Genomic DNA, 24455 nt, shown 5'->3' with positions numbered 1-24455 from the left:
AGTTGGTGCTAGACTGCGCGCCATGAAACCACAGCGCTTAACTCGCGAGCAGAGCAGGGACCAGACGCGCGAACGTCTGCTGAATGCCGCGCATCGGATTTTTCTGAAGAAAGGCTATGTTGCCGCGAGCGTCGAGGACATCGCGGCGGCGGCCGGCTATACGCGCGGCGCGTTTTATTCGAATTTCCGCAGCAAGTCGGAACTGCTGCTCGAACTGCTCGAGCGCGACCATGATTCGGTGCGGGCCGATTTCGAGGCGATCTTCGAGGTAGGCGGCCCGCGCGAGCAGATGGAGTCGATGGCGCTCGCGTACTACCGCACGCTGTTTCGCGACGACGAATATTCGCTGCTGTGGGGCGAGGCGAAGCTGCAGGCGGCGCGCGACGCGAAGTTTCGCGTGCGCTTCAACCAGTTCCTGCATGGCAAGCGGCTGCAGATGGCCGAATTCATCCAGCGCTTCGCCGAGCGCGCGGGTACGCCGCTGCTGCTGCCGGCCGAGACGCTCGCGTTCGGGCTGATGTGCCTGTGCGACGGCGTGCAGTCGTACTATACGGCCGATCCGCAGCACGTGTCGGGCGACGTGGCCGAATCGGTGCTCGCGGGGTTTTTCGCACGGGTCGTGCTGGGGCGCGCGCCGGACTGAACGATCCGGCAGTCGGTCGGCGCCGACGGCGCCGCGAGCGAGGACGCGGCGCGCCGTATCGCGCGCCGCACCCCGTGTCTGTCAGCGCTCGCCGGTCATTCGCCGATACGCGTCGAGCAGCGATGTCTTGTAGACGACACCGGCGAGCGTCGGCTCGGCCTCGCTTTCGATCACCGGCAGCCGTTCGCCCTGGAACGCCATGAAGCGTTCGAGCGCGGTCGCGAGCGGCATGTCGGGCGTGAGCAGCGGAAACGGCGTATGCGCGTAGTGCGCGGCCGTCTTGTCGGTCGTGTCGCGCTTGTCGAGCAGGTCGGACGTGATGTCCTTCAATGCGACCGCGCCGCGGAAGCGCCCGGCGTCGTCGGTCACGTACAGGTACTTCACCGGATACTCGAGAAACACGCGCGTCATGTCGGCAACGCTCGCGGTGAGCGGCACGACCGTCTGCGCGGGCTGGATCAGCTCGCGCATCTGGGTGGTGCGCAGCCGCAGCCGTTCCTGCGCGTCCTGGTGGTGGCGCAGCGTGATCTCGTACATCGACGTCGTGCCGGTCGCACGCGCGACGAAATACGCGAACACGCATGACACCAGCAGCGGCAGCACGACCTGGTAACTCAGCGTCATCTCGAAGATCATCAGGATCGCCATCAGCGGCGCCTGCGTGGCGCCGGCCATGAACGCCCCCATTCCGACCATCGCATACGCGAAATACGCGGACGTGTGGCCGGGCCACAGCGCGTTCATCGCGAGCCCGAACAGCGAGCCGAACACGGCCCCGACGAACAGCGTCGGCGTGAACACGCCGCCGACCGCGCCCGAGCCGGCCGTCGCGGCGGTCGCGATCACCTTGAACACCAGCACCGCGACGAGCGCCTGCCAGGTCCACGGCGAATGCAGGATCTGGTTCACGACGCTATAGCCGTTACCCCACACGTCCGGAATCCACACCGAGATCACGCCGACCACGAGGCCGCCGAGCGCGAGCCGCACCGGCAGCGGCACGGGCAGCCGCTTGAACTGGTTCTTCGATGCATCGAGCAGGTGCAGGAACTGCGGCGCGAGCACGCCGCACAGCGCGCCGAGCACGACGAACAGCAGCACCTCGGGGCCCGTCACGGCCGGAAACACCGGCATCTCGTATGGCGGCCGGTAGCCGGCGAATTCCCGCATCACGATGTTCGCGACGACGGATGCGACGACCATCGGCCCGAAGCTCTCCATCGCGATCGTGCCCAGCACGATTTCGGACACGAAGAACGCGCCGGCGATCGGCGCGTTGTACGCGGACGTGATGCCGGCTGCCGCGCCGCACGCGACGAGCAGCCGCAGGCGCGGCGGGTCGAAGTGCACGAAGCGGCCGACCAGCGACGCGGTGAGCGCCGCGAGCTGCACCATCGGGCCTTCGCGGCCGATCGAGCCGCCGCTGCCGATCGTCAGCAGCGACGACACGCTGCGCCACAGGCTCTGTCGCACCGGCACGACGCCGTCGCCGAGCGCGACGGCTTCCATGTAGTCGGTGTTGCCGGATTTCCGGACGCCGCGCGTCGCGAGCAGCAGCACGCAGCCGGCCAGGAAGCCGCCCGCGGCCGGCATCCAGAACCGCACGTACCACGGCAGGCTTCTCGCCATCTGCACGAAGCTGCCGCTGTGTCCGGAGATCAGGCGCTGCATCAGGTCGATGCCTTCGCGAAACGCGATGGTGGCGAAGGCGCCGCCGACGCCGACGATGGCCGACCAGATCAGCATCGTATGGGCGTCCGACAGGCGGAACAGCGTCTGGGCGCGAGTGCGCAGCTTCAGCAGGAACGAGAGCACGGCTGAAAGAGGGTGATGAAGAGGACGAAGGAAAACGACGCGAAGCATAGCACTGCGCCGCGCCCGCGGGACCTTCCCGTCGGGCGCGGCGCGTGTCGCGGCACGGATGCGCGGCTCAGCCAAGCCAGTGCTGCACGGCTCAGCCAAGCCAGTGCTGCACGGCCCAGGTGATCCCGTAGCCGCCGGCGATCAGCCAGACGTACAGGATCAGGCCGGTGGTCAGGGCCCGCGGGCCGGCCTCGCGGATCTGCGACACGCGGGTCTCGATGCCGAGCGCGGTCATCGCCATCGTCAGCGCGAAGGTGTCGAGCACGTTCAGCGTGTGCGTGACGTCGGCGGGCAGTACGTTCAGCGAATTGACGATCACGAAGCCGAGGAAACCGAGCGCGAACCACGGCACCGCCACCTTGCGCTTGCCTTGCGCGCCGTCGGCGCGCGCACCGGCCGAGCGTGCGGAGCGGGCGAGCCACCAGCCGAGCGTGAGCAGCACCGGCACCAGCAGCATCACGCGGGTCATCTTCACGATCGTCGCGACGTGCGCGACCTGCGGGTTGATGTCGCTCGCCGCGCCGACCACCTGCGCGACCTCGTGGATCGTGCCGCCGAAGAACAGGCCGAGGCCGGTCGGGTCGAGATTGAGCAGGCCGGCGTGATATGCGAGCGGGTAGAGGAACATCGACAGCGTGCCGAACAGCACCACGCTGCCCACGGCCATCGCGCTCTGATGCGGCTTCGACTGCAGCGTCGACTCGAACGCGAGCACGGCGGCCGCGCCGCAGATCGCGCTGCCGGCGGCGGTCAGGAGCGCCGCGTCGCGATCGAGCTTCATCACCTTCATGCCGACCCAGGTGCCGATCGCGAGCGTGCTCACGACGACCAGTACCGACACCGTCAGGCCCGGCAGGCCGACCTGCGCGATCTCCTGCAGGCTCACGCGCAGGCCGAAGAACGCGACCGCGATGCGCAGCAGCTTGCGCGCGGAAAAGTTGACGCCGGCCGCCCAGCTCGCGGGCATGCCGTCACGCAGGGCGTTGCCGTACAGCGCGCCTGCGACGATGCCGACGATCAGCGGTGACAGGCCGAGCCCGGCGATCGCCGGAAGTTGCGACAGGCTGGTGACGGCGGCGGCGAACAGCGCGACGAACAGCACGCCGTTCAACTGGCCGCGCGTCGACGGAGCGGCGTGGTTGAGATGGGGAGTCGGAGCAGTGGACATGGGGCACCGTGATGAAACAGGTTGCGATGGCCTAATCCTAAATTGGTTATATCGATATGAGAAATTGTGATTTGTGACGTAAACTATCCGGAAAGCCGATAATTAATTCCCATGACCCCGGATCAACTGATAACGTTCGCGGCCGTCGCCGAACACCTGAACATCAGCCGCGCTGCGCTGGCGCTGCATCTGTCGCAGCCGGCCGTGTCGGGCCAGCTGCGCCTGCTGCAGGACGAGTTCGGCGAGCCGCTGTACCAGCGCGAGGGCCGCGGCATCCGCCTGACGCCGGTCGGCGAGCAGCTCGCGCAGTATGCCAAGGCGCAGCGCGACACATTCGCGCAGGCGCGCGCGTTTCGCGACGCCGTGCGCGGGCTCGAGGCCGGCACGCTGCGGATCGGCGCGAGCACGACGCCCGCCAGCTACCTGCTGCCGTACCTGATCGCGGCGTTCCAGCCGCGCGTGCCGCGGGTGGCGATTCACACGATGAGCGGCAATACGGCCGACGTGGTTGCGGCGCTGGCGTCGCTCGACGTCGCGATGATCGAAGGGCCGCCCGGCGAGGCGCTGCCGCCCGGCACCGCCGTGCATGCGTGGCACGAGGACGAGATCGTCGCGGTCGTGCCGGCCGGACATCCGCTCGCCGCGCCGGAGTACGAAGCCGGCGTCACGCTCGACGCACTCGCCGCGCATCCGCTCGTGTTGCGCGAGGAGGGTTCCGGCGTGCGCCAGCTCGTCGAACGCGCGTTCGCGCATGGCGGCGCGCCGATGCGCGTCGCGTTCGAGATTGCGGGCGTCGAGGCCGTGAAGGAGGCCGTGCGCGCGGGGATGGGCGTCGGATTCGTCTCCGCGATGTCGCTGCGCCACGAGGACGCGGCGCTCGTGCCGCGCTCGCTGGCCCCCGCGCCGCTCACGCGCCATTTCTCGATCCTCGTGCCGCACGGCGCCGCGCCGTCGCGCGTGGCTGCCCGGTTCCTCGACATGTGCATCACGCACGACGAAAAATAGGCGCCGACGCGGGTCCCGGAACGCCGGATGCACATGCCCAGGCGGGCGGCGGCGTGCCCTAGGGATTTCCTCTATGGCGTGCACCGGACGCGAAGCGCACCATCCGTCTCAAGCAAATGGAACCGGTTCCATTCAGGTGAAAAAAGGGCAGAAATGGCAGACATCGTGATCGTGGCGAGCGCATTCGGGATGGACCGCGTGCGTCAGGAGGGCCACCGTGCATTCATCGCGACCGCGGCCGCATCCGGGGCGACCGGCTTCGAGGTACGGCGCGAGCTGTTCGCATCGGACGACGATGCGACGCCCGGCGCGCTGGCCGCGCTCGGCACGGCACTCGCCGCGCACGGGCTCTGGTCGGTCTATTCGACGCCGGCCACGTTGTACACGGAAACCGGCGCGCTCGATGCCGACGCGTTGCGCGACACGCTCACGGAAGCCGACGCGCTCGGCGCGCGCTTCGTCAAGTTCCAGCTCGGCGGTTTCGCCGGCGACGCGCATGCGTCCGAGATCGTCGCGCTGTCGCGCGGCGCGCGTGCCCGCGTGGTGGTCGAGAACGGCCAGCTGCCGGTGGGGGGCGCGCTCGCTCAATTCAGCGGGCTGTTCGCCGCGTTGACCGAAGCGGGCATGCCGGATGCGCTCGGCATGACGTTCGACATCGGCAACTGGCAGTGGCCGGGCGAAGCGCCGCTCGCGTGCGCGCACGCGCTCGCGCCGCATGTGGAATACATTCATTGCAAGGCAGTCGTTGGCGAGGGCGCACGCCGTTTCGCTGTGGCGCCGGCGCCGGGCGACACGCTCGTCTCGGGCGTGCTCGCGGCCCTGCCGCAAGCGGCGCCGCGCGGCATCGAATTCCCGTTCGATGCCAACGACCTGGCGGGCGATGCCGGCCGGCGCGTGGCGTGGCTCGCCGCCGCGTGACGCAGGAAGGATACGGAGGAATTCATTCATGAAGGCAGCACTCGATGTCGTGACCTACGGTGAAGCGATGGCGATGTTCGTCGCCGCCGAACCCGGCCACCTCGCGCACGCGGCGCAATTCACGAAGCGGATCGCGGGCGCGGACCTGAACGTCGCGATCGGCCTGTCGCGGCTCGGCTTCCGGGTCGGCTGGATGAGCCGGGTGGGCCGTGATTCGTTCGGCGGTTATGTGCTCGACACGCTTGCGCGCGAAGGCATCGACGCATCGTGCGTGACCGTCGATCCGCGCTATCCGACCGGTTTTCAGCTGAAGTCGCGCAACGACGACGGCAGCGACCCGACCGTCGAATATTTCCGCAAGGGCTCGGCCGCGAGCCACCTGTCGTGCGACGACTACGTGGCCGACTACGTCCTCGGCGCGCGTCACCTGCACTTGACGGGCGTCGCGCCGGCGATCTCCGCGACGTCGTGCGAACTCGCTTTCCAGCTGGCGCGCGAGATGCGCGCGGCCGGCAAGACGATCTCGTTCGATCCGAACCTGCGCCCGACGCTGTGGCCGTCCGCCGACGTGATGGCGAAGACGCTGAACGCGCTCGCGACGCTCGCCGACTGGGTGCTGCCAGGGCTCGCCGAAGGGCAGCAGCTCACCGGGCACGACACGCCGGCCGATATCGCGGGCTTCTACCTGGCACAGGGTGCGCGCGGCGTAGTGATCAAGCTGGGCGCCGAGGGTGCGTACTTCCGCACGGCCGACGGCCGCGAGGGCGTGGTCGCGGGCGAGCGCGTCGCGAACGTGGTCGACACGGTCGGCGCCGGCGACGGCTTCGCGGTCGGCGTGGTCAGCGCGCTGCTGGAAGGCCGGTCCGTCGAGCACGCGGTCGCGCGCGGCAACCGCATCGGGGCGCTCGCGATCCAGGTGATCGGCGATTCGGAAGGCTTGCCGACCCGCGAGGCACTCGATCGGCTCGAAAACGTCAGCAATCGCGCCGATCGCTTAGAGGAAAGCGTCACCGCGCAATGAGAGGCCGGACACGGCACAATCCGCGGACCCATTTCGTGCTTCGTGCACGGTTTTGCATGAGGCCGGAGCAGGCGCCGATGCGCCGACGCCGGTCGATTCCCGAAAGGACGGGGCGGGAGGAGGCGCTGAAGCGCCAGCGCCCGTCGACCGCCGCAGGGCAGGAGTAAGCGCTGAAGCGCTAACTCCTGCCAACAGCGGCATGGGACGGGAGTAGGCGCTAAAGCGCCAACTTCCGTCGACCGCCGCAGGGCAAGAGTAAGCGCTGAAGCGCTAACGCTTGCCAACAGCGGCATGGGACGGGAGTAGGCGCTGAAGCGCCAACTCCCGTCGACACAGGAGACACACTGATGGCAGCCAATCTCGCAGCACGACGCTGGTGGACGATCATGCCGATCGTCTTCATCACCTACAGCCTCGCTTATCTCGACCGCGCAAACTACGGGTTCGCGGCAGCGGCCGGCATCAACCAGGACCTCGGGATCAGCAAGGGCCTGTCGTCGCTGATCGGCGCGCTGTTCTTCCTCGGCTACTTCTTCTTCCAGATTCCGGGCGCAATCTATGCGGAGCGCCGCAGCGTCAAGAAGCTCGTGTTCGCCAGCCTCGTCCTGTGGGGCGCGTGCGCCGCGCTCACGGGCGTCGTCACCAACATCCCGTCGCTGATGGCAATCCGCTTCATGCTCGGCGTGGTCGAAGCGGCCGTGATGCCGGCGATGCTCATCTATATCAGCAACTGGTTCACGAAGAACGAACGCTCGCGCGCGAACACGTTCCTGATCCTCGGCAACCCGGTCACCGTGCTGTGGATGTCGATCGTGTCAGGCTATCTCGTGCACGAATTCGGCTGGCGCCACATGTTCATCGCCGAAGGCGTGCCGGCCATCATCTGGGCCGTGTGCTGGTGGTTCCTCGTGCAGGACAAGCCAGCCGATTCGCCGTGGCTCAACGCGCAGGAAAAGAGCGACCTCGATGCCGCGCTCGCGGCCGAACAGGCAGCGATCAAGCCCGTGCGCAACTACGGCGAGGCATTCCGTTCGCCGGCCGTGATCAAGCTGTGCGCGCAATACTTCTGCTGGAGCATCGGCGTGTACGGCTTCGTGCTGTGGCTGCCGTCGATCGTCAAGAACGGCTCCGAGCTCGGCATGGTCGCGACCGGATGGCTGTCGGCGCTGCCGTACCTCGCGGCGACGATCGCGATGCTGGTCGCGTCGTGGGCGTCCGACAAGGTCGGTTCGCGCCGCGGCTTCGTGTGGCCGTTCCTGCTGGTCGGCGCGGCCGCGTTCGCCGCGTCGTATGCGCTCGGCTCGTCGCATTTCTGGATCTCGTATGCGCTGCTGGTCGTCGCGGGCGCCGCGATGTACGCGCCGTACGGCCCGTTTTTCGCGATCGTCCCGGAACTGCTGCCGAAGAACGTCGCCGGCGGCGCAATGGCGCTGATCAACAGCATGGGCGCGCTCGGCTCGTTCGTCGGCTCGTATTTCGTCGGCTACCTGAACGGGGCGACCGGGTCGCCCGTCGCATCGTATGCGTTCATGAGCGCCGCGCTCGTGGCCGCGGTGATCCTCACGCTGTCCGTCAAACCCCAGGCGCGCGATGCGCACCCGCTCGCGACGCCGCTGCAAGGAAAATGAAAACGATGAAGCCTCGTATCGTCGCGTACAAGCCGCTACCCGATGACGTGCTCGCGTATCTGCGCGAGCATGCGGAAGTCGTGCAGGCCGACGGCGCCGACGCGCTCGCCGATGCCCTCGGCGACGCGGACGGCGCGATCGGCGCGAGCCTGAAGGTGACGCCGCAGATGCTCGATCGCGCACCGCGGCTGAAGGCCTGGTCGACGATCTCGGTCGGCTACGACAACTTCGACGTCGCGGATCTCACGCGGCGCGGCATCGTGCTCGCGCATACGCCCGACGTGCTGACGGAATCGACCGCCGATACCGTGTTCTCGCTGATCCTCGCGTCCGCGCGGCGCGTGGTCGAACTGGCGGAATGGGTGAAGGCCGGCCACTGGCATCGCAGCATCGGCCCCGATCTGTACGGCACCGACGTGCAGGGCAAGACGCTCGGCATCGTCGGGCTCGGGCGGATCGGCGGCGCAGTCGCGCGCCGCGCGGCGCTCGGCTTCCGGATGCAGGTGCTGTACACGAACCGTTCCGCGCACGCCGAAGCCGAGACGCAGTACGGCGCCCGCCGCGTGACGCTCGACGAACTGCTCGCGCAGTCGGATTTCGTGTGCCTGCAAGTGCCGTTGTCGCCGGAAACGCGTCACCTGATCGGCGCGGCCGAATTCGCGAAGATGAAGCGCGGCGCGATCCTGATCAACGCATCGCGCGGGCAGGTGGTCGACGAGGCCGCACTGGTCGACGCGCTGCGCGCGGGCACGATCCGCGGCGCGGGGCTCGACGTGTTCGAGAAGGAGCCGTTGCCGGCGGATTCGCCGCTGCTGCGGATGAACAATGTCGTCGCGCTGCCGCATATCGGCTCGGCGACGCACGAGACGCGCCATGCGATGGCGCGCTGCGCCGCGGAAAACCTGGTCGGCGCGCTGGCCGGGACGCTGCGCACGAACCTCGTCAATCCCGACGCGCTCGCGCGCACCTGAGCGGGGCCGGTCAGCCGGCGGGGCCGCCGGCTGGGTTAGAGGCGATGGTCTTGGTACCGGAGGGCAGGCTGCGTTATGATCGCCCGCTCGTCGCCTCGACGACCCGGCCACGCGGCCGGTGGCGTTCGGCGGCGGGCATCCGTGCCAGGTCCGGTGCGGCCGATCGCCATGCGTGTCAGGCGACCGGAGCAGGCGCGAACGTGCCGGCTTCGATCGACCGCGAAGCAGGGGAGCGGCAGCGTCCGCCGGGTGGCTTTCGTATCCAACAACAAAGGTCCGTCCGCACACGAAGCGGCGCGGATCGTACGTCGCGAGGCACGACTTGAGCGATTCGCAACCTTCCACGCAGCGTCCGGCGACGATCAGCGACGTCGCACGCGAAGCCGGCACGGGCAAGACCAGCGTTTCGCGCTATCTGAACGGCGAGACGCACGTGCTGTCCGCCGATCTGCGCCAGCGGATCGAGACGGCGATCGCGCGCCTCAACTACCGGCCGAACCAGATGGCGCGCGGGCTGAAGCGCGGCCGCAACCGGCTGCTCGGCATGCTCGCGGCCGACCTGACCAATCCGTATACCGTCGAAGTGCTGCAGGGCGTCGAGGCCGCGTGCCACGCGCTCGGCTACATGCCGCTCATCTGTCACGCGGCCAACGAGGTCGAGATGGAGCGGCGCTTCCTGCAGCTGCTCACGACCTACCGGGTCGAAGGGCTGATCGTCAACGCGCTCGGCGCGGAGGAAGACGTGCTGCGCCCGCTGCGCGGCGCCGGCATTCCGGCCGTGCTCGTCGACCGGACGGTCGAGGGCTTCGAGGCCGACCTGATCGGGCTCGACAATACCGATGCGATCGAGATGGCGATCGCGCACCTGGTCGCGCGCGGCTTCGATGCGATCCATTTCGTCGTGCAGCCGTTCGAGCGTGTCAGCTCGCGGCGCCTGCGCGAGGCCGCGTTTCGCGCGGCGCTCGACGCGCGCGGGCTGCCGGTGCCGCCGACGGTCGTGCTCGACCTGAACGAGCCCGCCGCGGCTGCGGCGGCGCTTGCCGACCTCGACGCGCGCATCGACGACGCGGTGCGGCGCGGCGTGCGTGCGGCGCTGTTCGCCGCCAACGCGCCGGTCGCGCTCGCGATCGCGCGCCATCTGCGCGCGCGTTTCGGCGCGGCGTGGCAGGAAAAGGCCGCGCTGCTGTCGATCGACGATCCGGAATGGGCCGAACTGATCGGCATCACGACGATTCGCCAGCCGACCTACGAGATCGGCTACAAGGCGGTCGAATTCGTGCACGAGCGCATCGACGGCGCGGCCGGCGACGTGCGCGTCGCGTTGCTGCCGGGCGAGCTGATTGCGCGCGCGTCGACCGCAAGCTGAGTATCATTCGGGGCACGGCGCGCGTCAGGTGCGCTGCCCCGAACAAGGAAATTCATGACTGTCGCTCCCGTCACGCTGGCGGTGCTGATCGCCGCCACGCTGATCATCGCGCTACTGCCGTTCGTTCTCTTCCGTATTCTGCGCAAGCCACTTTCGCTCGACCGCCGCGACACGATCGTCGGTGTCGCCGTCTTCACGCTGTTCGCGATGATCGTCGAACGCGCATTCCATGGCCTCGTGCTGAGCCAGACGCCTGCCGGCGGCTGGCTCACGCAGCCGCTCGCGTTCGTCGCGTACAGCGCGCTCGCGACCGCCGTGTTTGAGGAAGTCGGCCGCTATCTCGGGATCCGGTTCCTGAACCGCCGCTACGGCGCGTCGGCCGGCGACGGGCGCGGCATCGGCTACGGGATCGGCCATGCCGGTGCCGAAGCCTGGTTCGTCGGCGTGCTCATATGGGGCCAGTGGTCGTATCTTGCGTGGCTCGCGAGCCGCGGCCAGCTCGAGACGCAGCTCGCGGACCTGCCGGGCGATACCGTCGTGCGGCTGCACGTGATGCTGGCGACGCTGTCGGCACAGTCGATCCTGCTGTTGCTGCTCGAGCGTTGCTCGGCGTTCGTGGTGCAACTCGCGCTGTCGGTGCTGGTCTGGCGCGGCGTGCGCGCCGGCCGCGCGGGCGTGCTGCCGCTCGCGATCGTGCTGCATGCGCTGGCGGTCGCGCCGGCGCTGCTGTATCAGGTGCGCGTGCTGCCGGCCGGATCGCTCGAGGCCGCGTATTTCGTGCTGGCCGCGATCCTGGTCGCCGTGCTGGCGAAGACGTGCCGGTCGCCGCGTGCGGCGGCCTGACGGGAGAGGCGGAATGGACGACTATCTGATCGAATGCCGGAGCGCCGAATTCGACGCGCTCGCGCGCGTGATCTGCGATCTCTTTCCGGAGCAGACGCGCTTTGTCGAAAGCACCGACGAACGCGGACGCTTCCTGTCAGTGCAGTGGCTGGCGATGCGTTTCGGTTCGACGCCGAAACGGATGACGCTCGACATCCGCATCGTGCCGGCCGCGCTGGCGCGCTATCTGGCGCTCAGGCCGATGCAGCGCGCCCGCAGCCATGCGGTGCTGCATGCGTACACGGAAGCGATGCTGGGCTCGCTCGAGGAGCGGCACGCGGCCGGCGAGGCCGTCGAGCGCGACGCGGAACTCGAACTCGACGAAGACTTTGCCTGACCCTTGACGTGAGCGAGCGCGCCGGCGCGATGCCGGCGTCGCGCATTACGCGTTATGCGTTACGCGTCGCGGTAGACCTGCGCGAAACGCTGCGCCTGGACGACGCCGTAGTCGCCGGGCGCATACTGCATCACCCAGTCGCCGGCGATGCCGCGCAGCGTGTCGCCGTTTTCCGAGCGGGCGATCGTGAACGGTTCGTCCATCCGGCGGGCGAGCACGACGGCCGGACGGTTCCGGTAGGCGCCCGGCGCACCGTGCGCGAGCGCCGGATCGGCGGGCAGGTACTTCGCGTCGAAGCGTGCGCGCGACACGACCCAGCGGTCGCCGGTCGAGCCGGTGATCAGCGCGTCGCCCGCGATATAGCGGTTCGGGCCTTCGAGGCTCATCAGTTCGCCGTCGGCCTCCGCGAATGCGACCGTGACGGTTTCGTCCTTTACGACGCGACGGGCCTGCGGGTCGGTACGCAGATCGATGTGCTTGAGTTCGAGCATGGCGGGGGGAAGTGCGGGAAAAGCCGGGAGCTTATCCCGAATCCGGCGCGCCGTGTGACACACCGGATTTCTGCGGGATGCGCGACGCCGTTCGCCCCGGACGGGCACCGTGGCGCCGGCAGGCGGACGTCAGGGCTGAGCGGGCGCGCTGGCGGCCGGCGCGGCGGCTGCCTTGCCTTCCTTGCTCCGGGCCTTGCCCTTGCCGCGGTGCTCGCCGCCGTGATGCAGCCAGCTGCGGAACGTCGTGTCGGCGAGTGCCTTCTGGTCGGCCGGGAAGCTCTGGTAGAGCGGCGCGAATGCGTCGGCGAGCTTCTTCGCGCCGTCCGCGTTCGCCTGCGCGAGTTCCGCGTACTGCTTCATGTCGTCGACCGCGGACACGTTCTGGCTTTCCATCCGCATGCGATAGAGGCGGCCCATCGTGTCGCCATTTTCACGCATCGTGTCGGCGAACGTCTTCCATTGCGGCTCCTGCGCCGACGTGATTTTCAGTTGATCGTGCAGGTACTTGATGCGCTGCTCGATGCGCGCTTCGTGGCGCGCCGCGCGCTGTTCGGCGCTCGGGGCCGACGCCGCAGCCGTCATTGACGGAGCGGGCGCTTGCGGCTGCGCCGGCGTTTGCGCGAACGCGCTGGCTGCAACGGCGAGCGTAGCGAGGGTGAGCGAGATTTTCTTCATGATTGGCTCTCCGGGTGGTGTCGTGCGAACGGGCGCGGCGGCAACCGCCGCAAGCGCGCCTCTCGCGTCGCACATTATTAGTAGCACGTTGCGTGCGGCGCGGCAGTGAATGCGACACTTGCTTACATCCGAAACGAATCGAAATTGAAAGGGACATAGTGGGCGGACGGCGTTCGATCGACGTCGGACGCCGCACGCGAACGAGGCAGGCGAGACGAACGCGTAAGCCCGTGACCGCATGCGATGCCGTTTGGGCGCACCGGCGTTCGGCGCTATCATCGCGTCACGTTCCATTTCGCCGGCGCGTTGCACGCCGGCCCAGCCTCATGCGTCCACCTCGTCTCGACCAACTCGACGACCTCGACCGGCAACTCGTCGCGCTGCTGCAAGCCGATGCGCGCGCAAGCGTCGCCGATCTCGCGCGACAGCTCGACGTCGCACGCACGACGGTCGTCGCGCGCATTGCGCGGCTCGAGCGCACCAACGTGATCGCCGGCTACAGCGTGCGGCTCGGACAGGACGTGCTCGATGCAAGCATTTATGCGTACGTCGGCATCATCCTCACGCCGAAGTTCGGCAAGGACGTGCTGCGCAAGCTCGACCGGATGCCTGAGGTGCAGCTGCTGTGCGCGGTGAGCGGCGAGTACGATTACGTCGCGTGGCTGCGCGCCGATTCGCCCGAACGGCTCAACGACCTGCTCGACCAGATCGGTACGCTCGAAGGCGTCGAACGCACGACCACGTCGATCATCCTGTCGCGCAAGATCGATCGCGGCACGATCGGCGGATGACGCATCGCATGCGGTGTCGCGTGTGACACCGCGGCGCGATTCGAATCGTCGCGCCGGTTTTTCCTCCTTTCCCTTCCCTTGATACCCGCCGCCGGCACTTGCCGCCGGGCGGGGCGTTGCGTCGCGCATCTGGACGCGAGCACGCATCGTTGCGTCGAATGCCGGCTTGCGCGCGGGCAACGATTCATTCGCGTACGCATCTTCCGCCTTGCATGATCCTTCGTGCCCGTCCAAACGCGTCCATCGCGGTCCGTTTGCAGCGCGTCATATATGTGATTTTTAGACGATTTGGTCGTTGTGACGAAATGCGTCGTCATATCGTCGAATTAAACGGTCGTTTCGCATCATTCTTCGTCTTGGAACTGATTTTGCGCGTCCCTAAACTGTGTTCATGGCTCGACGCCGTACACCAACACCAAACTCATCATCAGGAGATAAGCGCATGAAAATCGCCATCGTCGGCGCAGGTCTGATCGGTCACACCATTGCTCACATGCTGCGTGAAACGGGCGACTACGAAGTGGTCGCGTTCGATCGCGACGCGGATGCGCTCGCCAAGCTGTCGCGTGAAGGCATCGCGACGCAGCGTGTCGATTCGGCCGACGCCAATGCGATCCGTGAAGCCGTGAAGGGCTTCGATGCGCTCGTCAACGCGCTGCCGTACTACCTTGCGGTCAACGTCGCCGCGGCGGCCAAGGCTGCCGGCGTCCATTACTTCGACCTGACCGAAGACGTGCGCGCGACCCACGCGATCCGCGAACTGGCGGATGGTTCGGACCGCGCGTTCATGCCGCAGTGCGGCCTCGCGCCGGGCTTCATCGGCATCGCCGCACACGAGCTCGTGAACGGCTTCAGCGAAGTGCGCGACGTGAAGATGCGCGTCGGCGCGCTGCCCGAGTATCCGACCAACGCGCTCAAGTACAACCTGACGTGGAGCGTCGACGGCCTGATCAACGAATACTGCCAGCCGTGCGAAGCGATCCGTGACGGCCGCAAGCAGTGGGTGCAGCCGCTCGAAGGCCTCGAGCATTTCTCGCTCGACGGTACCGAATACGAAGCGTTCAACACGTCGGGCGGTCTGGGCACGCTGTGCGAGACGCTGTCGGGCAAGGTCGAGACGCTCGACTACAAGTCGGTGCGCTATCCGGGTCACCGCGAACTCGTGCAGTTCCTGCTCGAGGACCTGCGCCTGTCGAGCGACCGCGACACGCTGAAGTCGATCATGCGCCGCGCAGTGCCGTCGACGAAGCAGGACGTCGTGCTCGTGTTCGTCACGGTGACGGGCGTGAAGGACGGTCAGCTCGTGCAGGACGTGTTCACGCGCAAGATTTTCGCGAAGGACGTGTGCGGGATGCACATGAGCGCGATCCAGATCACGACGGCCGGCGCGATGTGCGCGGTGCTGGATCTGTTCCGCGAGAAGAAGCTGCCGCAGAGCGGTTTCATCCCGCAAGAAAAGGTGTCGCTGAAGGCGTTCCTCGCGAACCGCTTCGGCAAGCTGTACGAAGGCGGCACGATGGAGCGCGTGCACGAAGTCGCCTGACGACGGGTCTCCGGCACGAGGGCCGTGCGACGCCGGGAGCGCAACAGCGCTTCCGGCGTTGTTTTTTTGAGCGTGTCGAAGTGTGTCGAAGCGGGGAAGAGCAGGGCGATGCCTGCCGCTCAGGCGGGCAGCGGCGGGAGGATCGATGCCTGCGGCGCCGGCGGTGCGATGCGGTACAGCAGAGCATCGATGTCCGCGTCGGACGGCGCGGTGTTGTCGAACATCACGATGCCGTCGCATTCGTGGCCGGTCGGCACGAAGCGGCGTTGCCGGTATTCGTCCCAGTGCGCGAGCTTGTACGCGTCGTTCGGATTGCCGCGCGCGACGATTCGCTGGTGCGCGACGTCTTCCGCGGTATGGACCCACACGACCGTCAGCACGACGTCCGGCCCGATGCCGAGCCACGTGCGGTCGAGGATGCGCCGATCACGCACTTCGCGCGACAGCGGGCCGACCACCAGCACGCCGATGCCGAGCGCGAGGTTCTCGCGGGCTGTGTCGAGCAGGCCCTGGTATTCGGGATCGCGCAGGTGCTTCAGGTAGAGCGGGCTGTCACGATCGTTCGGATCGGAGGTGAGGGCACCCATCGCGGCCGAACTGTAGCGGCCGTAGAGCGTGTCCTTGTCGAGCAGGCAGAAGGCTTCGCCGGTCGCACGCATCAGCGGCCCGATCAGCCGCTTCGCGAGCGTGGTCTTGCCGGTGCCGGCATGACCGCAGAAGAACACCAGGTGCGTCACGAATACCGGCTCCCCGGATCCGCGCGCGATGCGTCGGTGCGCTTGTCGCCGCGCGAGAAGACTTCCGCCTCCAGCCACATCGCATTGATGATGCCGAAGCCGAGCGCCACGCCGATGCCGAGTATCCACGAGAAATACCACATGGGTCTGTCTCCTTGACGGTTGGGCCGCACGGCCATGCCGTGCGTCTGTCGAAGCGATGCCGTGCGCATGCCGCGTCGCACGTAGTCCGATCATGACCAATATCGGCGTGTCGCGCAAGCCGGGCCGCCCGCGCGTCAAACCGGTAAACTGATGCGAAAACTGCAACAAGACGGACAACATGCTGATCAATTGTGCTGCATACCAGGACGGCCGCAAGCTGGCCGAAATCGATATCGACGCCATCAGCGACTACGTGTCCAAGCCCGAGTGTTTCGTGTGGGTCGCGCTGAAGGATCCGACGCCGGACGAGATCGACCTGATGGGCGAGGAATTCGGGTTGCACGAGCTCGCGCTCGAGGATGCCCGCAAGGGGCATCAGCGGCCGAAGATCGAGGAGTACGGCGACTCGCTGTTCGCGGTGCTGCATATGGTCGAGCTCGACGACGACGGCGAATTCAAGGTCGGCGAGCTGAACGTGTTCGTCGGCCCGAACTATGTGCTGTCGATCCGCAACCATACCGAGCAGGACTTCCGCGACGTGCGCAAGCGCTGCGAGCGCGAGCCGCATCTGCTGCAGGAGGGGTCGGCGTTCGTGTTCTATGCGCTGATGGACCAGGTCGTCGACCGTTATTTCCCGATCCTCGAGACGCTCGGCCTCGAGCTCGAGGAACTCGAGGACCGCATCTTCACGAAGGCCTCGCCCGCGTCGTCGCGCGTCATCATCGAGGATCTCTATTCGCTGAAACGCCGGCTCGTAACGCTGCACCAGCACACGGCGCCGCTGATCGAGCCGCTCGCGAAGCTCACCGGAGGACGCATTCCGCAGGTCTGTAGCGGGATGGAGCATTACTTCCGCGACGTGTACGACCACCTGCAGCGGATCGTGAAGACGATCGAAGGGCGGCGCGAGATGGTCGTGACCGCGATCCAGGTCAACCTCGGGATGATTTCGCTCGCGGAGAACGAAGTGACCAAGCGGCTCGGTTCGTTCGCCGCGCTGTTCGCGATACCGACGATGATTGCCGGCATCTACGGGATGAACTTCGCGAACATGCCCGAGTTGCACCTCAAGTACGGCTTCTACGGCTGCATCGGGGTGATGGTCGCCGCCGATCTCGCGTTGTGGTGGCGCTTCAAGCGGGCGGGGTGGCTGTAGCCGCGGGCGCTGCTAGCGCGGGGCGTGCTTGCCGACCACGACGCGCCACGGACGCACGTACCAGGATTTGACGAGGCCGTGCTGCACGTACGGATCGGCGCGGGCGAACGATTCGGCGGCTTCCGGCGAGTCGCCTTCGAAGACGAGCACGGCCCGGTCGGCTGGATCCTGCAATGCGCCGGCGAGCATGAGTTCGCCGCGCTCGGTTGCCGCCTGCGCGAGTGCGAGGTGCTCGGCGCGGTACTGCTCGCGCCGGGACAGGTAATCGTCGACGAGTTCGTAGATCAACTGGTAATGCATGGTCGCTCCCGGAATCGGTTGCCGCTGGATGGCGGGCGGTTGGCTCAGTATAGAGCGCGGTTCGGTCTTTGTCGGCGCATGGCCGGCCGATTTCGGGCGACCACGAAGATGATTTTCAGGTCTCGATGCCCTTCCCTAAAATGATGCAACTAACGGTCTAGTTTGAATCCGCCGTCGCATGGATTCGCGTTATCGCATTTGACCGGTTATCGCCGGTTTTGTCTTCAGGAAAGGCGGGTCCGGACGGCATGTTCCATGCGTATTCCGGGCCCGGATTTCGCATACCGGCAAGGGCGGCTAGGGCGGCCGCGCCGACCGGAAAAGGGGCCGAAGCCAGGTGTCGTGGCCGTCCGTCCGGGTGTCGTGCGAGGGCGTTTCCATTGGCCGCAATGCGACCTATGCTGAACGAATCCGGAGCGAACTTCGTTCGCCCGATTCGTCGAGACGAGGTGTGCCATGCCTGTATCAGCCACCCTGCAGGATTGCCTGCGCCAGAAGTCATCGCGGTACGAAGTCGTGTACCACCCGTATAGCCATACCAGCATGGAGACGGCCGCCGCGGCGCATATTCCCGGCGATCGCCTCGCGAAAACCGTGCTGCTCGAGGACGACGAAGGCTACGTCGCCGCCGTGCTGCCGACGTCGCATGCAGTGCGGCTGTCGGATCTCTGGGTCAAGACCGGTCGTCATCTCGTGCTTGCCAGGGAAATCGAACTGCGCGAACTGTTCAAGGATTGCGACCTCGGCGCGTTGCCGCCGGTGTGCATGGCGTACGGGATGAAGACGTTCCTCGAGGAACATCTCGCGCAGCAGCCGGAAGTGTATTTCGAGGCCGGCGACCACGAAGCGCTGATCCACATGATGCAGGACGAATTCCTGTCGCTGATGGAGACGGCCGAGCGCGCGCATTTCTCGCACAAGATGCAGGGGATGTGGTTGTCCTGATCGTCCTGTTGCGGGCGGTTTGCGGTGGTTGGAGACGGCGTCTGGCGGACGGCCGTCAGGGACGTTGCGTTTCGCCGGTTTTGCCGCAGCTGCGTTTACGCCGGAAATCGGTGCCGCGAGCGACCGGTGAGGCGGGATTCTGGTGGCGTCCCATCGGGATCTCAGTGCTGTCGACTGGCGAATTTAGTATTTGACATAATCATAGTTATCAACAAAAAATCCGCGGCGTCTTTTTAGACGCGTCGTGTTCCAGCCATTTAGAAATGTCGCTTCTGCGGCCGGTCTGCCGACCAACCACCGGATTCCCGGGTTCCAGCCACAGGCTGCGCACGATGCGGCGGCGTTCAACCCGTAATCATGACGTCTCGCGCGTTCCGGACGACGTATTCGCGACCGTCTTCCTCGGCCAGCTTCACGTATTGCGCCAGCTTGCCGGATTTGACGTCCTTGAGCACCCACAACGCGGCGATCCGCTGATATTCATGTCCGGTGTGCCATGCGCGTTCCGCGAGCGTTTCGGCATAAGCGGACTTCAGCGCGCCCAACGCAAGCAAGGCACGCCGGCGCACGTATTCGTCCTCGTCGTTCACCAGGCGCAACAGCAGTGCTTCGGCCTCTGCGGCATGCGAACTCTGCCCGCCGAGTCGCGCGGCCAACTGCCATTTGGCGTTCGGCTCCGACGCGTCGATCGAGGCGCGCGCAAGTGCCAGCAACGCGTCGGGTTGCGTCCAGAGCATGCTCGAAATGTGTTCCAGCGCGTGGTCGCGGGCAATCGCGTAAAGCAGATCGGCGCACGCGGTTACGGTCCAGGCGTCCGGCGCAAGCGAGTCGACGACGGCAAGCGACGCGTCCCACAGGGCTTCCCAATGGCCGTACTCGCATTCCCAGTCGGTACTTCGCTGGTGGACCGGGTATAGCGCCGCCCATTCCCTGAATTTTTCGACCTGTTCGTGCAGTGTGTTCAACGCGTGCATGGAAATTGTATTGATTGCGGCTTGCTTCACCGTGCGATTCACGCGGCGTGAAGCTGCGCCATCAGGCGCGGAGCGTCGCCCTGGCAGCCCGAAACCGGATGCTTCGAGCCGCCCGCTCGCCATGTTCGCCGCGCCGGCTGTTGGGCGGCGCTCGCGCGATCCTGCGGTTGGTGCAGGTGCTGCGCCGGCCGAAGCAAGTGTCCGGGACAAGCGGATCGGCGGCGTTCGCTGTCGGGCAATCGTCTGGCGATATCGGGCCGCATCTACGGCTGTGGGCACGATTGTGCCAGTTTTGGTCGTGTTCGGAGTGCCGGTTAGCGCACCGAGCATCCACGTGCGACGGCATGCCCTGCCCTGATTCGCTTGGGGAGCCGTTCGACGAAGCGTGTGACGGTCAGATCAGGCGCGTTTTCGCATCCGGGAGTTTCGGTGAAAAATATAGCTATTGTGATAAGAAAAGTTATCCGGATAGTTTTGATAAAAATCAGAAGTGCCCGACGCGTGACGAACGATCCGGGATACGGCATTCACATCATTTCGCCGCGCAAACCTTCGAATTTGCAACGATCGACGCGTGTCGCCCCTGTGTGAATGACGGCGCACTGGGGGCGCGTCGACTCATCTCCGCCGGCATCCTCGCCGCTGCGTCCGTCCCCGCTCTTCCCCGCATTTGTTCCCGCGACGCAAGACTGTTGGTCCATGGTGGGTATTCGAACTCCGGCCCGGCGCGCCTAGAGTTGCGTCCATCGGATTCATCAATCCGGTCGGCGCTGAAGCCGAAAACCAGTCACCTGTCGAGGCATATCATGAGCACTTCCAAAGTCATCATCGTCACCGGCGCATCGCAAGGCATCGGTGCCGAAACGGTCAACGCATTCCGCGCCCAGGGCCATCGCGTGGTCGCGACGTCCCGTTCGATCGGGCCGTCGGACGATCCGGATCTCGTCACCGTCGCGGGCGACATCGGCGACCCGGCTGTCGCGCGGCGCGTGGTCGACGCCGCCATCGAGCGCTTCGGCCGGGTCGACACGCTCGTCAACAACGCGGGCATCTTCATCGCGAAGCCGTTCACGCAATACACGGCGGACGACTACGCAGCTGTCACACGCGTGAACCTGGACGGCTTCTTCCATGTCACGCAGCGCGCGATTGCGGCGATGCAGCGAAACGGAAACGGCGGCGGTCATGTGGTCAGCATCACGACGAGCCTCGTCGACCACGCGAACAGCAACGTACCGTCAGTGCTCGCATCGCTGACGAAAGGCGGGCTCAATGCGGCGACGAAGTCGCTCGCGATCGAATATGCGAAGGCCGGCATCCGCGTGAACGCCGTGTCGCCGGGCATCATCAAGTCGCCGATGCACGCGCCCGACACGCACGCGACGCTCGCATCGCTGCATCCGGTCGGCCGGATGGGCGAGATGAGCGACATCGTCGGCGCGATCCTGTATCTCGATTCCGCGCCATTCGTCACCGGCGAGATCCTGCACGTGGACGGCGGCCAGAGCGCCGGGCACTGAGCGGCAACGTCGTGAACATGCGCCGGCGCGCAAGGTGCGCGGCACCCCGATGCCGGCGCAGGCGAGGCTTGCGCGCCCCGCTCTGCCCGGTTGCCGGCATGGCTGGCCGCGGCTAGCGAGTCCGCCTGCCGGGTGCCTGTTCGAGATGTTCGACGAGAAAGTCGACGAAGACGCGCACGCGCGACGACAGATAACGTGCATGCGGATACAGCAGCATGAACGGCCTCGATCGTCCGCCCTGGGCGGACAGCACCTCGGTGAGCGTGCCTTCCCGCAGATCCCGTTCGACGATGAAGCGATAGGTCTGGAACAGGCCCGCACCGCTGCGCGCGAGGCTGACGCCGGCGAGGACGTCGCCCGACGTGCCATAGCCACCCGTCGTCGCGACGTCGATTTCCGCTGCTCCGTCGTTGAACAGCCATGGAATCGGCCTCCCGCTGCTCGGGAGCTCGAACTGGATGCATTCGTGCGCGTGCAGATCGTCGGCCGTGCGCGGTACGCCGGCGCGCTTCAGGTAGCCGGGCGTCGCGACGACGACGAGTTCGGCGTCCTCGAGCTTGCGTGCGACCAGGCTCGAATCCGCTGGCGCGCGGCCGCGGATCGCAAGGTCGAAACCCTCCTCGGCGAAGTCGATGTTGCGGTTGCTGAGATGCGTTTCGACGCGTACGTCCGGGTATCGCTCGCGAAACGCGGGCAGCAGCGGCAGCACGCGATAGTGTCCGTATGGCGTCGGCATGCTGATGCGCAGCACGCCGGCCGGCGTTGTCTGCTGCCCCGTCGCTTCGCGCTCCGCGTCGACGAGCTGCGACAGCGCATCACGACATTGCTCGAAATAGCGCCGCCCGGAATCGGTGAGGCGGATCTGGCGCGTTGTCCGTATGAACAGGCGTACACCGAGTCGCTCCTCGAGCCGCGCGACCGACCGGCTCACCGCAGCCGGCGTGACGCTCGCGGCCGTTGCGGCGAGCGTGAAGCTGCCGAGTTCGGCTGCCAGGCAGAACAGCTCGATGCTGCCGAGCAGGAGGTCATCGAATTTTCTCTGCATGGGGCGGCTCCTGCTTCCTCGTGCTGCCTTGAGCGGTTGCAAAACGGCGAATTCGGCTTGCGCCTGCAACGAGGCATCACGCTTCCGGCCCGCCAGCGCTGGTTGTTCCGTGGCGGGACGCCGAAGCACCGAGTGTGCATGAATCCCCGCTGGGAAACCAGCGGATCGGCGATACCGGAGTTACGCGTTCGCGCCGCGTTGCACCGCGGGCGATTCGTTACACCGTGTGTCGAGTCAATTGCGCGAACGATATTTACCGGCCCCTACCGCGTCACTAGAGTGATCGACAGAGGCCGTGGCGAGTTGCGCTCCACACCGCGGCCAACTCATCAACGATCCCCGAAGGAGAATGCCATGATGATCGAACAGAAGCTGGCCGAACTGGGCTTCACGCTACCCGAACCGCCGCAACCGCTCGGCAGCTACACGGCCGTCAGTGAGGCCGGCAACCTGTTGTTCATTTCCGGGCAATTGCCGCTCGTCGACGGCAAGGTGGCTTATACGGGCCGCGTCGGCGAACAACGGGATGTCGATGACGGTCGGCACGCGGCGCAGCTCGCGGCATTGAACGTGCTCGCGCAGATCAGAAAGCACCTCGGCGGGTTCGACCGCCTGCATCACATCGTGCGTGTCGAGGGGCACGTCGCGTCGGCCGACGGCTTCCACGGTCAGCCGGCCGTGATCGACGGCGCCTCCGACCTGTTCGCCAAGGTGCTGGGCAACAAGGCCGGACACGCGCGCTCGGCCTTTTCCCACCGTCAGTTGCCGGCCGACGCGACGGTGGTCCTGGTCGTGATCGCTGAAATCCGCTCGGCATGACCGGGTTGCCGCAACCCCGGGCGGCCGCGAATCCGGCGGCCATCTGCCCTGCCACCGCTGAAAGTTTCGATCCGAGTCGTCTTTTCAATATAAGGGATCCATCATCGAATGGCCTTGTCCGGCAAGGCTCGACACGATCCCGATACATTGCAATACAAAATATCGCATGCGAGTTAATCGAATGCGCTTGACGTGACCGGTCGCCTCGATCAAACTGCATCGCATGCGATTTAATCGCATCAGACAACAACCTTCCTACCTGACGGAGTGAACGATGAGCAAGATCGAAAAAGTGCTGTACACGGGCAAGACGCATACGACTTCCGGCGGCCGCGACGGCGCGGCTCGCAGTTCCGACGGCCGCCTCGACATCCAGCTGTCGTCGCCGGGCAGTGCCGGTACCGGCACGAATCCGGAACAACTGTTCGCGGCCGGCTGGTCGGCCTGCTTCATCGGCGCGATGCAGCTCGCGGCGCGCGCGGCGAAGGTCACGCTGCCTGCCGATCTCGCGGTCGATGCCGAAGTGGACCTGGGCACGGGTGGCAACGCGTACTTCCTGCAGGCTCGCCTGAACGTGAGCGTGCCGGGGCTCGATCGTGACGTCGTGCAGCACATTGTCGACACCGCACACCAGACCTGCCCGTACTCGAAGGCGACGCGCGGCAACATCGACGTCGAGATCCGCATCGTCTGAGCAATGCCCCGGGCGGCCACGTGCTGCCTTCCCGAATGCCCTGCCATTTTCTTGTCGAGGTGAATGATGAAAACCCAACTGATCGCTGCCCTTCTCGTTGCCGTGTCCGCTGCTGCTGCCGTGCCGGCTTTTGCCCGTGATGCCGTTGTGACGCGTGCACAAGTGCGTGCCGAACTCGTCCAGCTGCAGCAGGCCGGCTATGTGCCGGGGCGCACGAACGATCCGCACTACCCGGACGACCTGCAGGCGGCGCTGACGCGTATCCACGCGAACGACACAGTCGCAGCCGATACGGCGACGTCCGGTTATGGCGCCGACGCCGCAGCCGTCACGCAATCGGGCAGCAGTCCTGTCACGCGCATCGCCGAGCGCTCGATCTACTTCGGCCATTGAACGAAGTCGCGATCGACGCCGATTGCCGGCGCGCCGCGTTCACATTCCGATTACTCTTTTCTGTCGAGATAAATGATGAAGACCCAACTGATTGCAGCCCTGCTCGTCGCCGTGTCGGCTTCCGTTGCCGCTCCGGCCTTCGCAACCGAAAGCACCGTGACGCGTGCGCAAGTGCGGGCGGAACTGGCCGCGCTCCAGCAGGCCGGTTATCTGCCGAATCGCCCGAACGATCCCAACTATCCGGACAACCTGCGGGCAGCGCTGAAGCGGGTGCGCGACAACGATGCAACGGCGGCCGACACCCAGGCGGCCGGTTACGGCAACAACGCCGACGGTGCGACGCAATCCGGCAGTCGCATGGCGATTCGCACGGCCGCGCGCTCGATCTATTTCGGTCGTTGAGCGTCGCGACGAAATCGACGACAC

27 protein-coding genes are annotated in these 24455 nt (G+C 66.4%); 18 read left to right on the top strand and 9 right to left on the bottom strand.

All coding sequences use genetic code 11. The features are described from left to right. Positions 1–22 precede the first annotated feature (22 nt). On the top strand, positions 23–643 hold the full coding sequence (locus LGM71_RS05730; RefSeq protein WP_059606875.1) for a TetR/AcrR family transcriptional regulator: 621 nt from the start codon (positions 23–25) through the stop codon (positions 641–643). A gap of 81 nt (positions 644–724) precedes the next feature. On the opposite strand, the gene LGM71_RS05725 is transcribed toward LGM71_RS05730, so the two are convergent. Then, positions 725–2458 (bottom strand): ClcB-like voltage-gated chloride channel protein, encoded by a 1734-nt coding sequence (locus LGM71_RS05725; RefSeq protein WP_208450412.1) that lies wholly within the window; start codon positions 2456–2458, stop codon positions 725–727. A gap of 139 nt (positions 2459–2597) precedes the next feature. Then, complete coding sequence (locus LGM71_RS05720) at positions 2598–3674, bottom strand: YeiH family protein (RefSeq protein ID WP_226114209.1); 1077 nt, start codon at positions 3672–3674, stop codon at positions 2598–2600. A 111-nt stretch (positions 3675–3785) separates the two neighbouring features. Between LGM71_RS05720 and LGM71_RS05715 the strand changes: the two genes are divergently transcribed. The 8 genes from LGM71_RS05715 (at position 3786) to LGM71_RS05680 (ending at position 11802) form a co-directional block, all read left to right on the top strand. After that, the gene (locus tag LGM71_RS05715) at positions 3786–4679 is read left to right on the top strand and encodes a LysR family transcriptional regulator (protein ID WP_226114208.1); all 894 of its coding nucleotides are present in this window, start codon (positions 3786–3788) and stop codon (positions 4677–4679) included. 153 nt (positions 4680–4832) lie between these two features. Then, complete coding sequence (locus tag LGM71_RS05710; RefSeq protein ID WP_226114207.1) at positions 4833–5597, top strand: sugar phosphate isomerase/epimerase; 765 nt, start codon at positions 4833–4835, stop codon at positions 5595–5597. A 28-nt stretch (positions 5598–5625) separates the two neighbouring features. Further along, complete coding sequence (locus LGM71_RS05705; RefSeq protein WP_226114206.1) at positions 5626–6618, top strand: sugar kinase; 993 nt, start codon at positions 5626–5628, stop codon at positions 6616–6618. A 347-nt stretch (positions 6619–6965) separates the two neighbouring features. After that, the gene (locus LGM71_RS05700; RefSeq protein ID WP_059606864.1) at positions 6966–8246 is read left to right on the top strand and encodes an MFS transporter; all 1281 of its coding nucleotides are present in this window, start codon (positions 6966–6968) and stop codon (positions 8244–8246) included. 5 nt (positions 8247–8251) lie between these two features. Next, complete coding sequence (locus LGM71_RS05695; protein ID WP_124902406.1) at positions 8252–9217, top strand: 2-hydroxyacid dehydrogenase; 966 nt, start codon at positions 8252–8254, stop codon at positions 9215–9217. Positions 9218–9539: 322 nt separating this feature from the next. After that, a complete protein-coding gene (locus LGM71_RS05690; protein ID WP_059606862.1) occupies positions 9540–10583 on the top strand; it encodes a LacI family DNA-binding transcriptional regulator in 1044 nt (347 codons plus the stop codon). 54 nt (positions 10584–10637) lie between these two features. Then, a complete protein-coding gene (locus tag LGM71_RS05685) occupies positions 10638–11426 on the top strand; it encodes a YhfC family intramembrane metalloprotease (protein WP_151048875.1) in 789 nt (262 codons plus the stop codon). Positions 11427–11439: 13 nt separating this feature from the next. Continuing rightward, a complete protein-coding gene (locus LGM71_RS05680; RefSeq protein ID WP_124629429.1) occupies positions 11440–11802 on the top strand; it encodes a DUF3022 domain-containing protein in 363 nt (120 codons plus the stop codon). A gap of 59 nt (positions 11803–11861) precedes the next feature. Here LGM71_RS05680 and LGM71_RS05675 read toward each other — a convergent pair whose 3' ends face one another. Together LGM71_RS05675 and LGM71_RS05670 are read right to left on the bottom strand one after the other, a co-directional pair. Next, complete coding sequence (locus tag LGM71_RS05675; RefSeq protein WP_124629430.1) at positions 11862–12293, bottom strand: PGDYG domain-containing protein; 432 nt, start codon at positions 12291–12293, stop codon at positions 11862–11864. A 129-nt stretch (positions 12294–12422) separates the two neighbouring features. Continuing rightward, positions 12423–12968: a Spy/CpxP family protein refolding chaperone gene (locus tag LGM71_RS05670; RefSeq protein ID WP_124902410.1), complete on the bottom strand. Its 546-nt coding sequence runs from the start codon at positions 12966–12968 to the stop codon at positions 12423–12425. Between the two features lie 326 nt (positions 12969–13294). On the opposite strand from LGM71_RS05670, the gene LGM71_RS05665 reads away from it, so the two are divergent. Together LGM71_RS05665 and LGM71_RS05660 are read left to right on the top strand one after the other, a co-directional pair. Beyond that, positions 13295–13759, top strand: a complete 465-nt coding sequence (locus LGM71_RS05665) for an Lrp/AsnC family transcriptional regulator (RefSeq protein WP_006481526.1) — start codon at positions 13295–13297, stop codon at positions 13757–13759. Positions 13760–14201: 442 nt separating this feature from the next. Then, positions 14202–15302 (top strand): saccharopine dehydrogenase family protein, encoded by a 1101-nt coding sequence (locus LGM71_RS05660; protein ID WP_040144221.1) that lies wholly within the window; start codon positions 14202–14204, stop codon positions 15300–15302. Between the two features lie 119 nt (positions 15303–15421). Here LGM71_RS05660 and LGM71_RS05655 read toward each other — a convergent pair whose 3' ends face one another. Both LGM71_RS05655 and cydX read right to left on the bottom strand, forming a co-directional pair. After that, a complete protein-coding gene (locus LGM71_RS05655) occupies positions 15422–16039 on the bottom strand; it encodes an AAA family ATPase (protein ID WP_124902411.1) in 618 nt (205 codons plus the stop codon). Next, positions 16036–16182: a cytochrome bd-I oxidase subunit CydX gene (cydX, locus tag LGM71_RS05650; protein WP_082729050.1), complete on the bottom strand. Its 147-nt coding sequence runs from the start codon at positions 16180–16182 to the stop codon at positions 16036–16038. The genes LGM71_RS05655 and cydX overlap by 4 nt, the downstream gene beginning before the upstream one ends. 179 nt (positions 16183–16361) lie before the next feature. Here cydX and corA point away from each other — a divergent pair, with 179 nt between their 5' ends. Beyond that, the gene (gene corA / locus LGM71_RS05645) at positions 16362–17339 is read left to right on the top strand and encodes a magnesium/cobalt transporter CorA (protein WP_124629433.1); all 978 of its coding nucleotides are present in this window, start codon (positions 16362–16364) and stop codon (positions 17337–17339) included. A 12-nt stretch (positions 17340–17351) separates the two neighbouring features. Here corA and LGM71_RS05640 read toward each other — a convergent pair whose 3' ends face one another. Next, on the bottom strand, positions 17352–17639 hold the full coding sequence (locus tag LGM71_RS05640) for a YciI-like protein (RefSeq protein ID WP_059606847.1): 288 nt from the start codon (positions 17637–17639) through the stop codon (positions 17352–17354). A gap of 456 nt (positions 17640–18095) precedes the next feature. Between LGM71_RS05640 and LGM71_RS05635 the strand changes: the two genes are divergently transcribed. Next, positions 18096–18584: an aminoacyl-tRNA deacylase gene (locus tag LGM71_RS05635; protein WP_044848239.1), complete on the top strand. Its 489-nt coding sequence runs from the start codon at positions 18096–18098 to the stop codon at positions 18582–18584. Positions 18585–18928: 344 nt separating this feature from the next. On the opposite strand, the gene LGM71_RS33260 is transcribed toward LGM71_RS05635, so the two are convergent. Continuing rightward, a complete protein-coding gene (locus LGM71_RS33260; protein ID WP_226114205.1) occupies positions 18929–19588 on the bottom strand; it encodes a HEAT repeat domain-containing protein in 660 nt (219 codons plus the stop codon). Between the two features lie 776 nt (positions 19589–20364). Here LGM71_RS33260 and LGM71_RS05625 point away from each other — a divergent pair. Continuing rightward, positions 20365–21078, top strand: a complete 714-nt coding sequence (locus LGM71_RS05625; RefSeq protein WP_124626264.1) for an SDR family NAD(P)-dependent oxidoreductase — start codon at positions 20365–20367, stop codon at positions 21076–21078. Between the two features lie 112 nt (positions 21079–21190). Here LGM71_RS05625 and LGM71_RS05620 read toward each other — a convergent pair whose 3' ends face one another. Beyond that, positions 21191–22123, bottom strand: coding sequence for a LysR family transcriptional regulator (locus tag LGM71_RS05620; RefSeq protein WP_124626262.1), 933 nt, complete (start codon positions 22121–22123; stop codon positions 21191–21193). A 354-nt stretch (positions 22124–22477) separates the two neighbouring features. Here LGM71_RS05620 and LGM71_RS05615 point away from each other — a divergent pair, with 354 nt between their 5' ends. The 4 genes from LGM71_RS05615 to LGM71_RS05600 all read left to right on the top strand — a co-directional run bounded on the left by LGM71_RS05615 (position 22478) and on the right by LGM71_RS05600 (position 24431). Further along, positions 22478–22942: a RidA family protein gene (locus tag LGM71_RS05615; RefSeq protein WP_124902414.1), complete on the top strand. Its 465-nt coding sequence runs from the start codon at positions 22478–22480 to the stop codon at positions 22940–22942. A gap of 274 nt (positions 22943–23216) precedes the next feature. Continuing rightward, positions 23217–23636 (top strand): organic hydroperoxide resistance protein, encoded by a 420-nt coding sequence (locus LGM71_RS05610; RefSeq protein ID WP_124626258.1) that lies wholly within the window; start codon positions 23217–23219, stop codon positions 23634–23636. A gap of 66 nt (positions 23637–23702) precedes the next feature. After that, complete coding sequence (locus LGM71_RS05605) at positions 23703–24029, top strand: DUF4148 domain-containing protein (RefSeq protein WP_226114254.1); 327 nt, start codon at positions 23703–23705, stop codon at positions 24027–24029. 72 nt (positions 24030–24101) lie between these two features. Continuing rightward, positions 24102–24431 (top strand): DUF4148 domain-containing protein, encoded by a 330-nt coding sequence (locus LGM71_RS05600; protein ID WP_226114204.1) that lies wholly within the window; start codon positions 24102–24104, stop codon positions 24429–24431. Positions 24432–24455: the final 24 nt, after the last annotated feature.

The organism is Burkholderia sp. AU33545, assembly GCF_020419685.1.
GTDB classification, from domain to species: Bacteria; Pseudomonadota; Gammaproteobacteria; order Burkholderiales; family Burkholderiaceae; genus Burkholderia; species Burkholderia diffusa.
This window is presented reverse-complemented; position numbering and strand designations above follow the sequence as displayed.

What these genes read in the sequence shown, in the direction of transcription:
- LGM71_RS05715 (WP_226114208.1), top strand. Translation starts at nt 3,786, where the DNA reads ATGACCCCGGATCAACTGATAACGTTCGCGGCCGTCGCCGAACACCTG.
- LGM71_RS05730 (WP_059606875.1), top strand. Translation starts at nt 23, where the DNA reads ATGAAACCACAGCGCTTAACTCGCGAGCAGAGCAGGGACCAGACGCGC.
- LGM71_RS05600 (WP_226114204.1), top strand. Translation starts at nt 24,102, where the DNA reads ATGATGAAGACCCAACTGATTGCAGCCCTGCTCGTCGCCGTGTCGGCT.
- LGM71_RS05710 (WP_226114207.1), top strand. Translation starts at nt 4,833, where the DNA reads ATGGCAGACATCGTGATCGTGGCGAGCGCATTCGGGATGGACCGCGTG.
- LGM71_RS05665 (WP_006481526.1), top strand. Translation starts at nt 13,295, where the DNA reads ATGCGTCCACCTCGTCTCGACCAACTCGACGACCTCGACCGGCAACTC.
- LGM71_RS05685 (WP_151048875.1), top strand. Translation starts at nt 10,638, where the DNA reads ATGACTGTCGCTCCCGTCACGCTGGCGGTGCTGATCGCCGCCACGCTG.
- LGM71_RS05670 (WP_124902410.1), bottom strand. Translation starts at nt 12,968, where the DNA reads ATGAAGAAAATCTCGCTCACCCTCGCTACGCTCGCCGTTGCAGCCAGC.
- LGM71_RS05700 (WP_059606864.1), top strand. Translation starts at nt 6,966, where the DNA reads ATGGCAGCCAATCTCGCAGCACGACGCTGGTGGACGATCATGCCGATC.
- LGM71_RS05615 (WP_124902414.1), top strand. Translation starts at nt 22,478, where the DNA reads ATGATGATCGAACAGAAGCTGGCCGAACTGGGCTTCACGCTACCCGAA.
- LGM71_RS05695 (WP_124902406.1), top strand. Translation starts at nt 8,252, where the DNA reads ATGAAGCCTCGTATCGTCGCGTACAAGCCGCTACCCGATGACGTGCTC.
- LGM71_RS05705 (WP_226114206.1), top strand. Translation starts at nt 5,626, where the DNA reads ATGAAGGCAGCACTCGATGTCGTGACCTACGGTGAAGCGATGGCGATG.
- LGM71_RS05680 (WP_124629429.1), top strand. Translation starts at nt 11,440, where the DNA reads ATGGACGACTATCTGATCGAATGCCGGAGCGCCGAATTCGACGCGCTC.
- LGM71_RS05660 (WP_040144221.1), top strand. Translation starts at nt 14,202, where the DNA reads ATGAAAATCGCCATCGTCGGCGCAGGTCTGATCGGTCACACCATTGCT.
- LGM71_RS05605 (WP_226114254.1), top strand. Translation starts at nt 23,703, where the DNA reads ATGAAAACCCAACTGATCGCTGCCCTTCTCGTTGCCGTGTCCGCTGCT.
- LGM71_RS05625 (WP_124626264.1), top strand. Translation starts at nt 20,365, where the DNA reads ATGAGCACTTCCAAAGTCATCATCGTCACCGGCGCATCGCAAGGCATC.
- corA (WP_124629433.1), top strand. Translation starts at nt 16,362, where the DNA reads ATGCTGATCAATTGTGCTGCATACCAGGACGGCCGCAAGCTGGCCGAA.
- LGM71_RS05640 (WP_059606847.1), bottom strand. Translation starts at nt 17,639, where the DNA reads ATGCATTACCAGTTGATCTACGAACTCGTCGACGATTACCTGTCCCGG.
- LGM71_RS05675 (WP_124629430.1), bottom strand. Translation starts at nt 12,293, where the DNA reads ATGCTCGAACTCAAGCACATCGATCTGCGTACCGACCCGCAGGCCCGT.
- LGM71_RS05635 (WP_044848239.1), top strand. Translation starts at nt 18,096, where the DNA reads ATGCCTGTATCAGCCACCCTGCAGGATTGCCTGCGCCAGAAGTCATCG.
- LGM71_RS05620 (WP_124626262.1), bottom strand. Translation starts at nt 22,123, where the DNA reads ATGCAGAGAAAATTCGATGACCTCCTGCTCGGCAGCATCGAGCTGTTC.
- LGM71_RS05610 (WP_124626258.1), top strand. Translation starts at nt 23,217, where the DNA reads ATGAGCAAGATCGAAAAAGTGCTGTACACGGGCAAGACGCATACGACT.
- cydX (WP_082729050.1), bottom strand. Translation starts at nt 16,182, where the DNA reads ATGTGGTATTTCTCGTGGATACTCGGCATCGGCGTGGCGCTCGGCTTC.
- LGM71_RS05720 (WP_226114209.1), bottom strand. Translation starts at nt 3,674, where the DNA reads ATGTCCACTGCTCCGACTCCCCATCTCAACCACGCCGCTCCGTCGACG.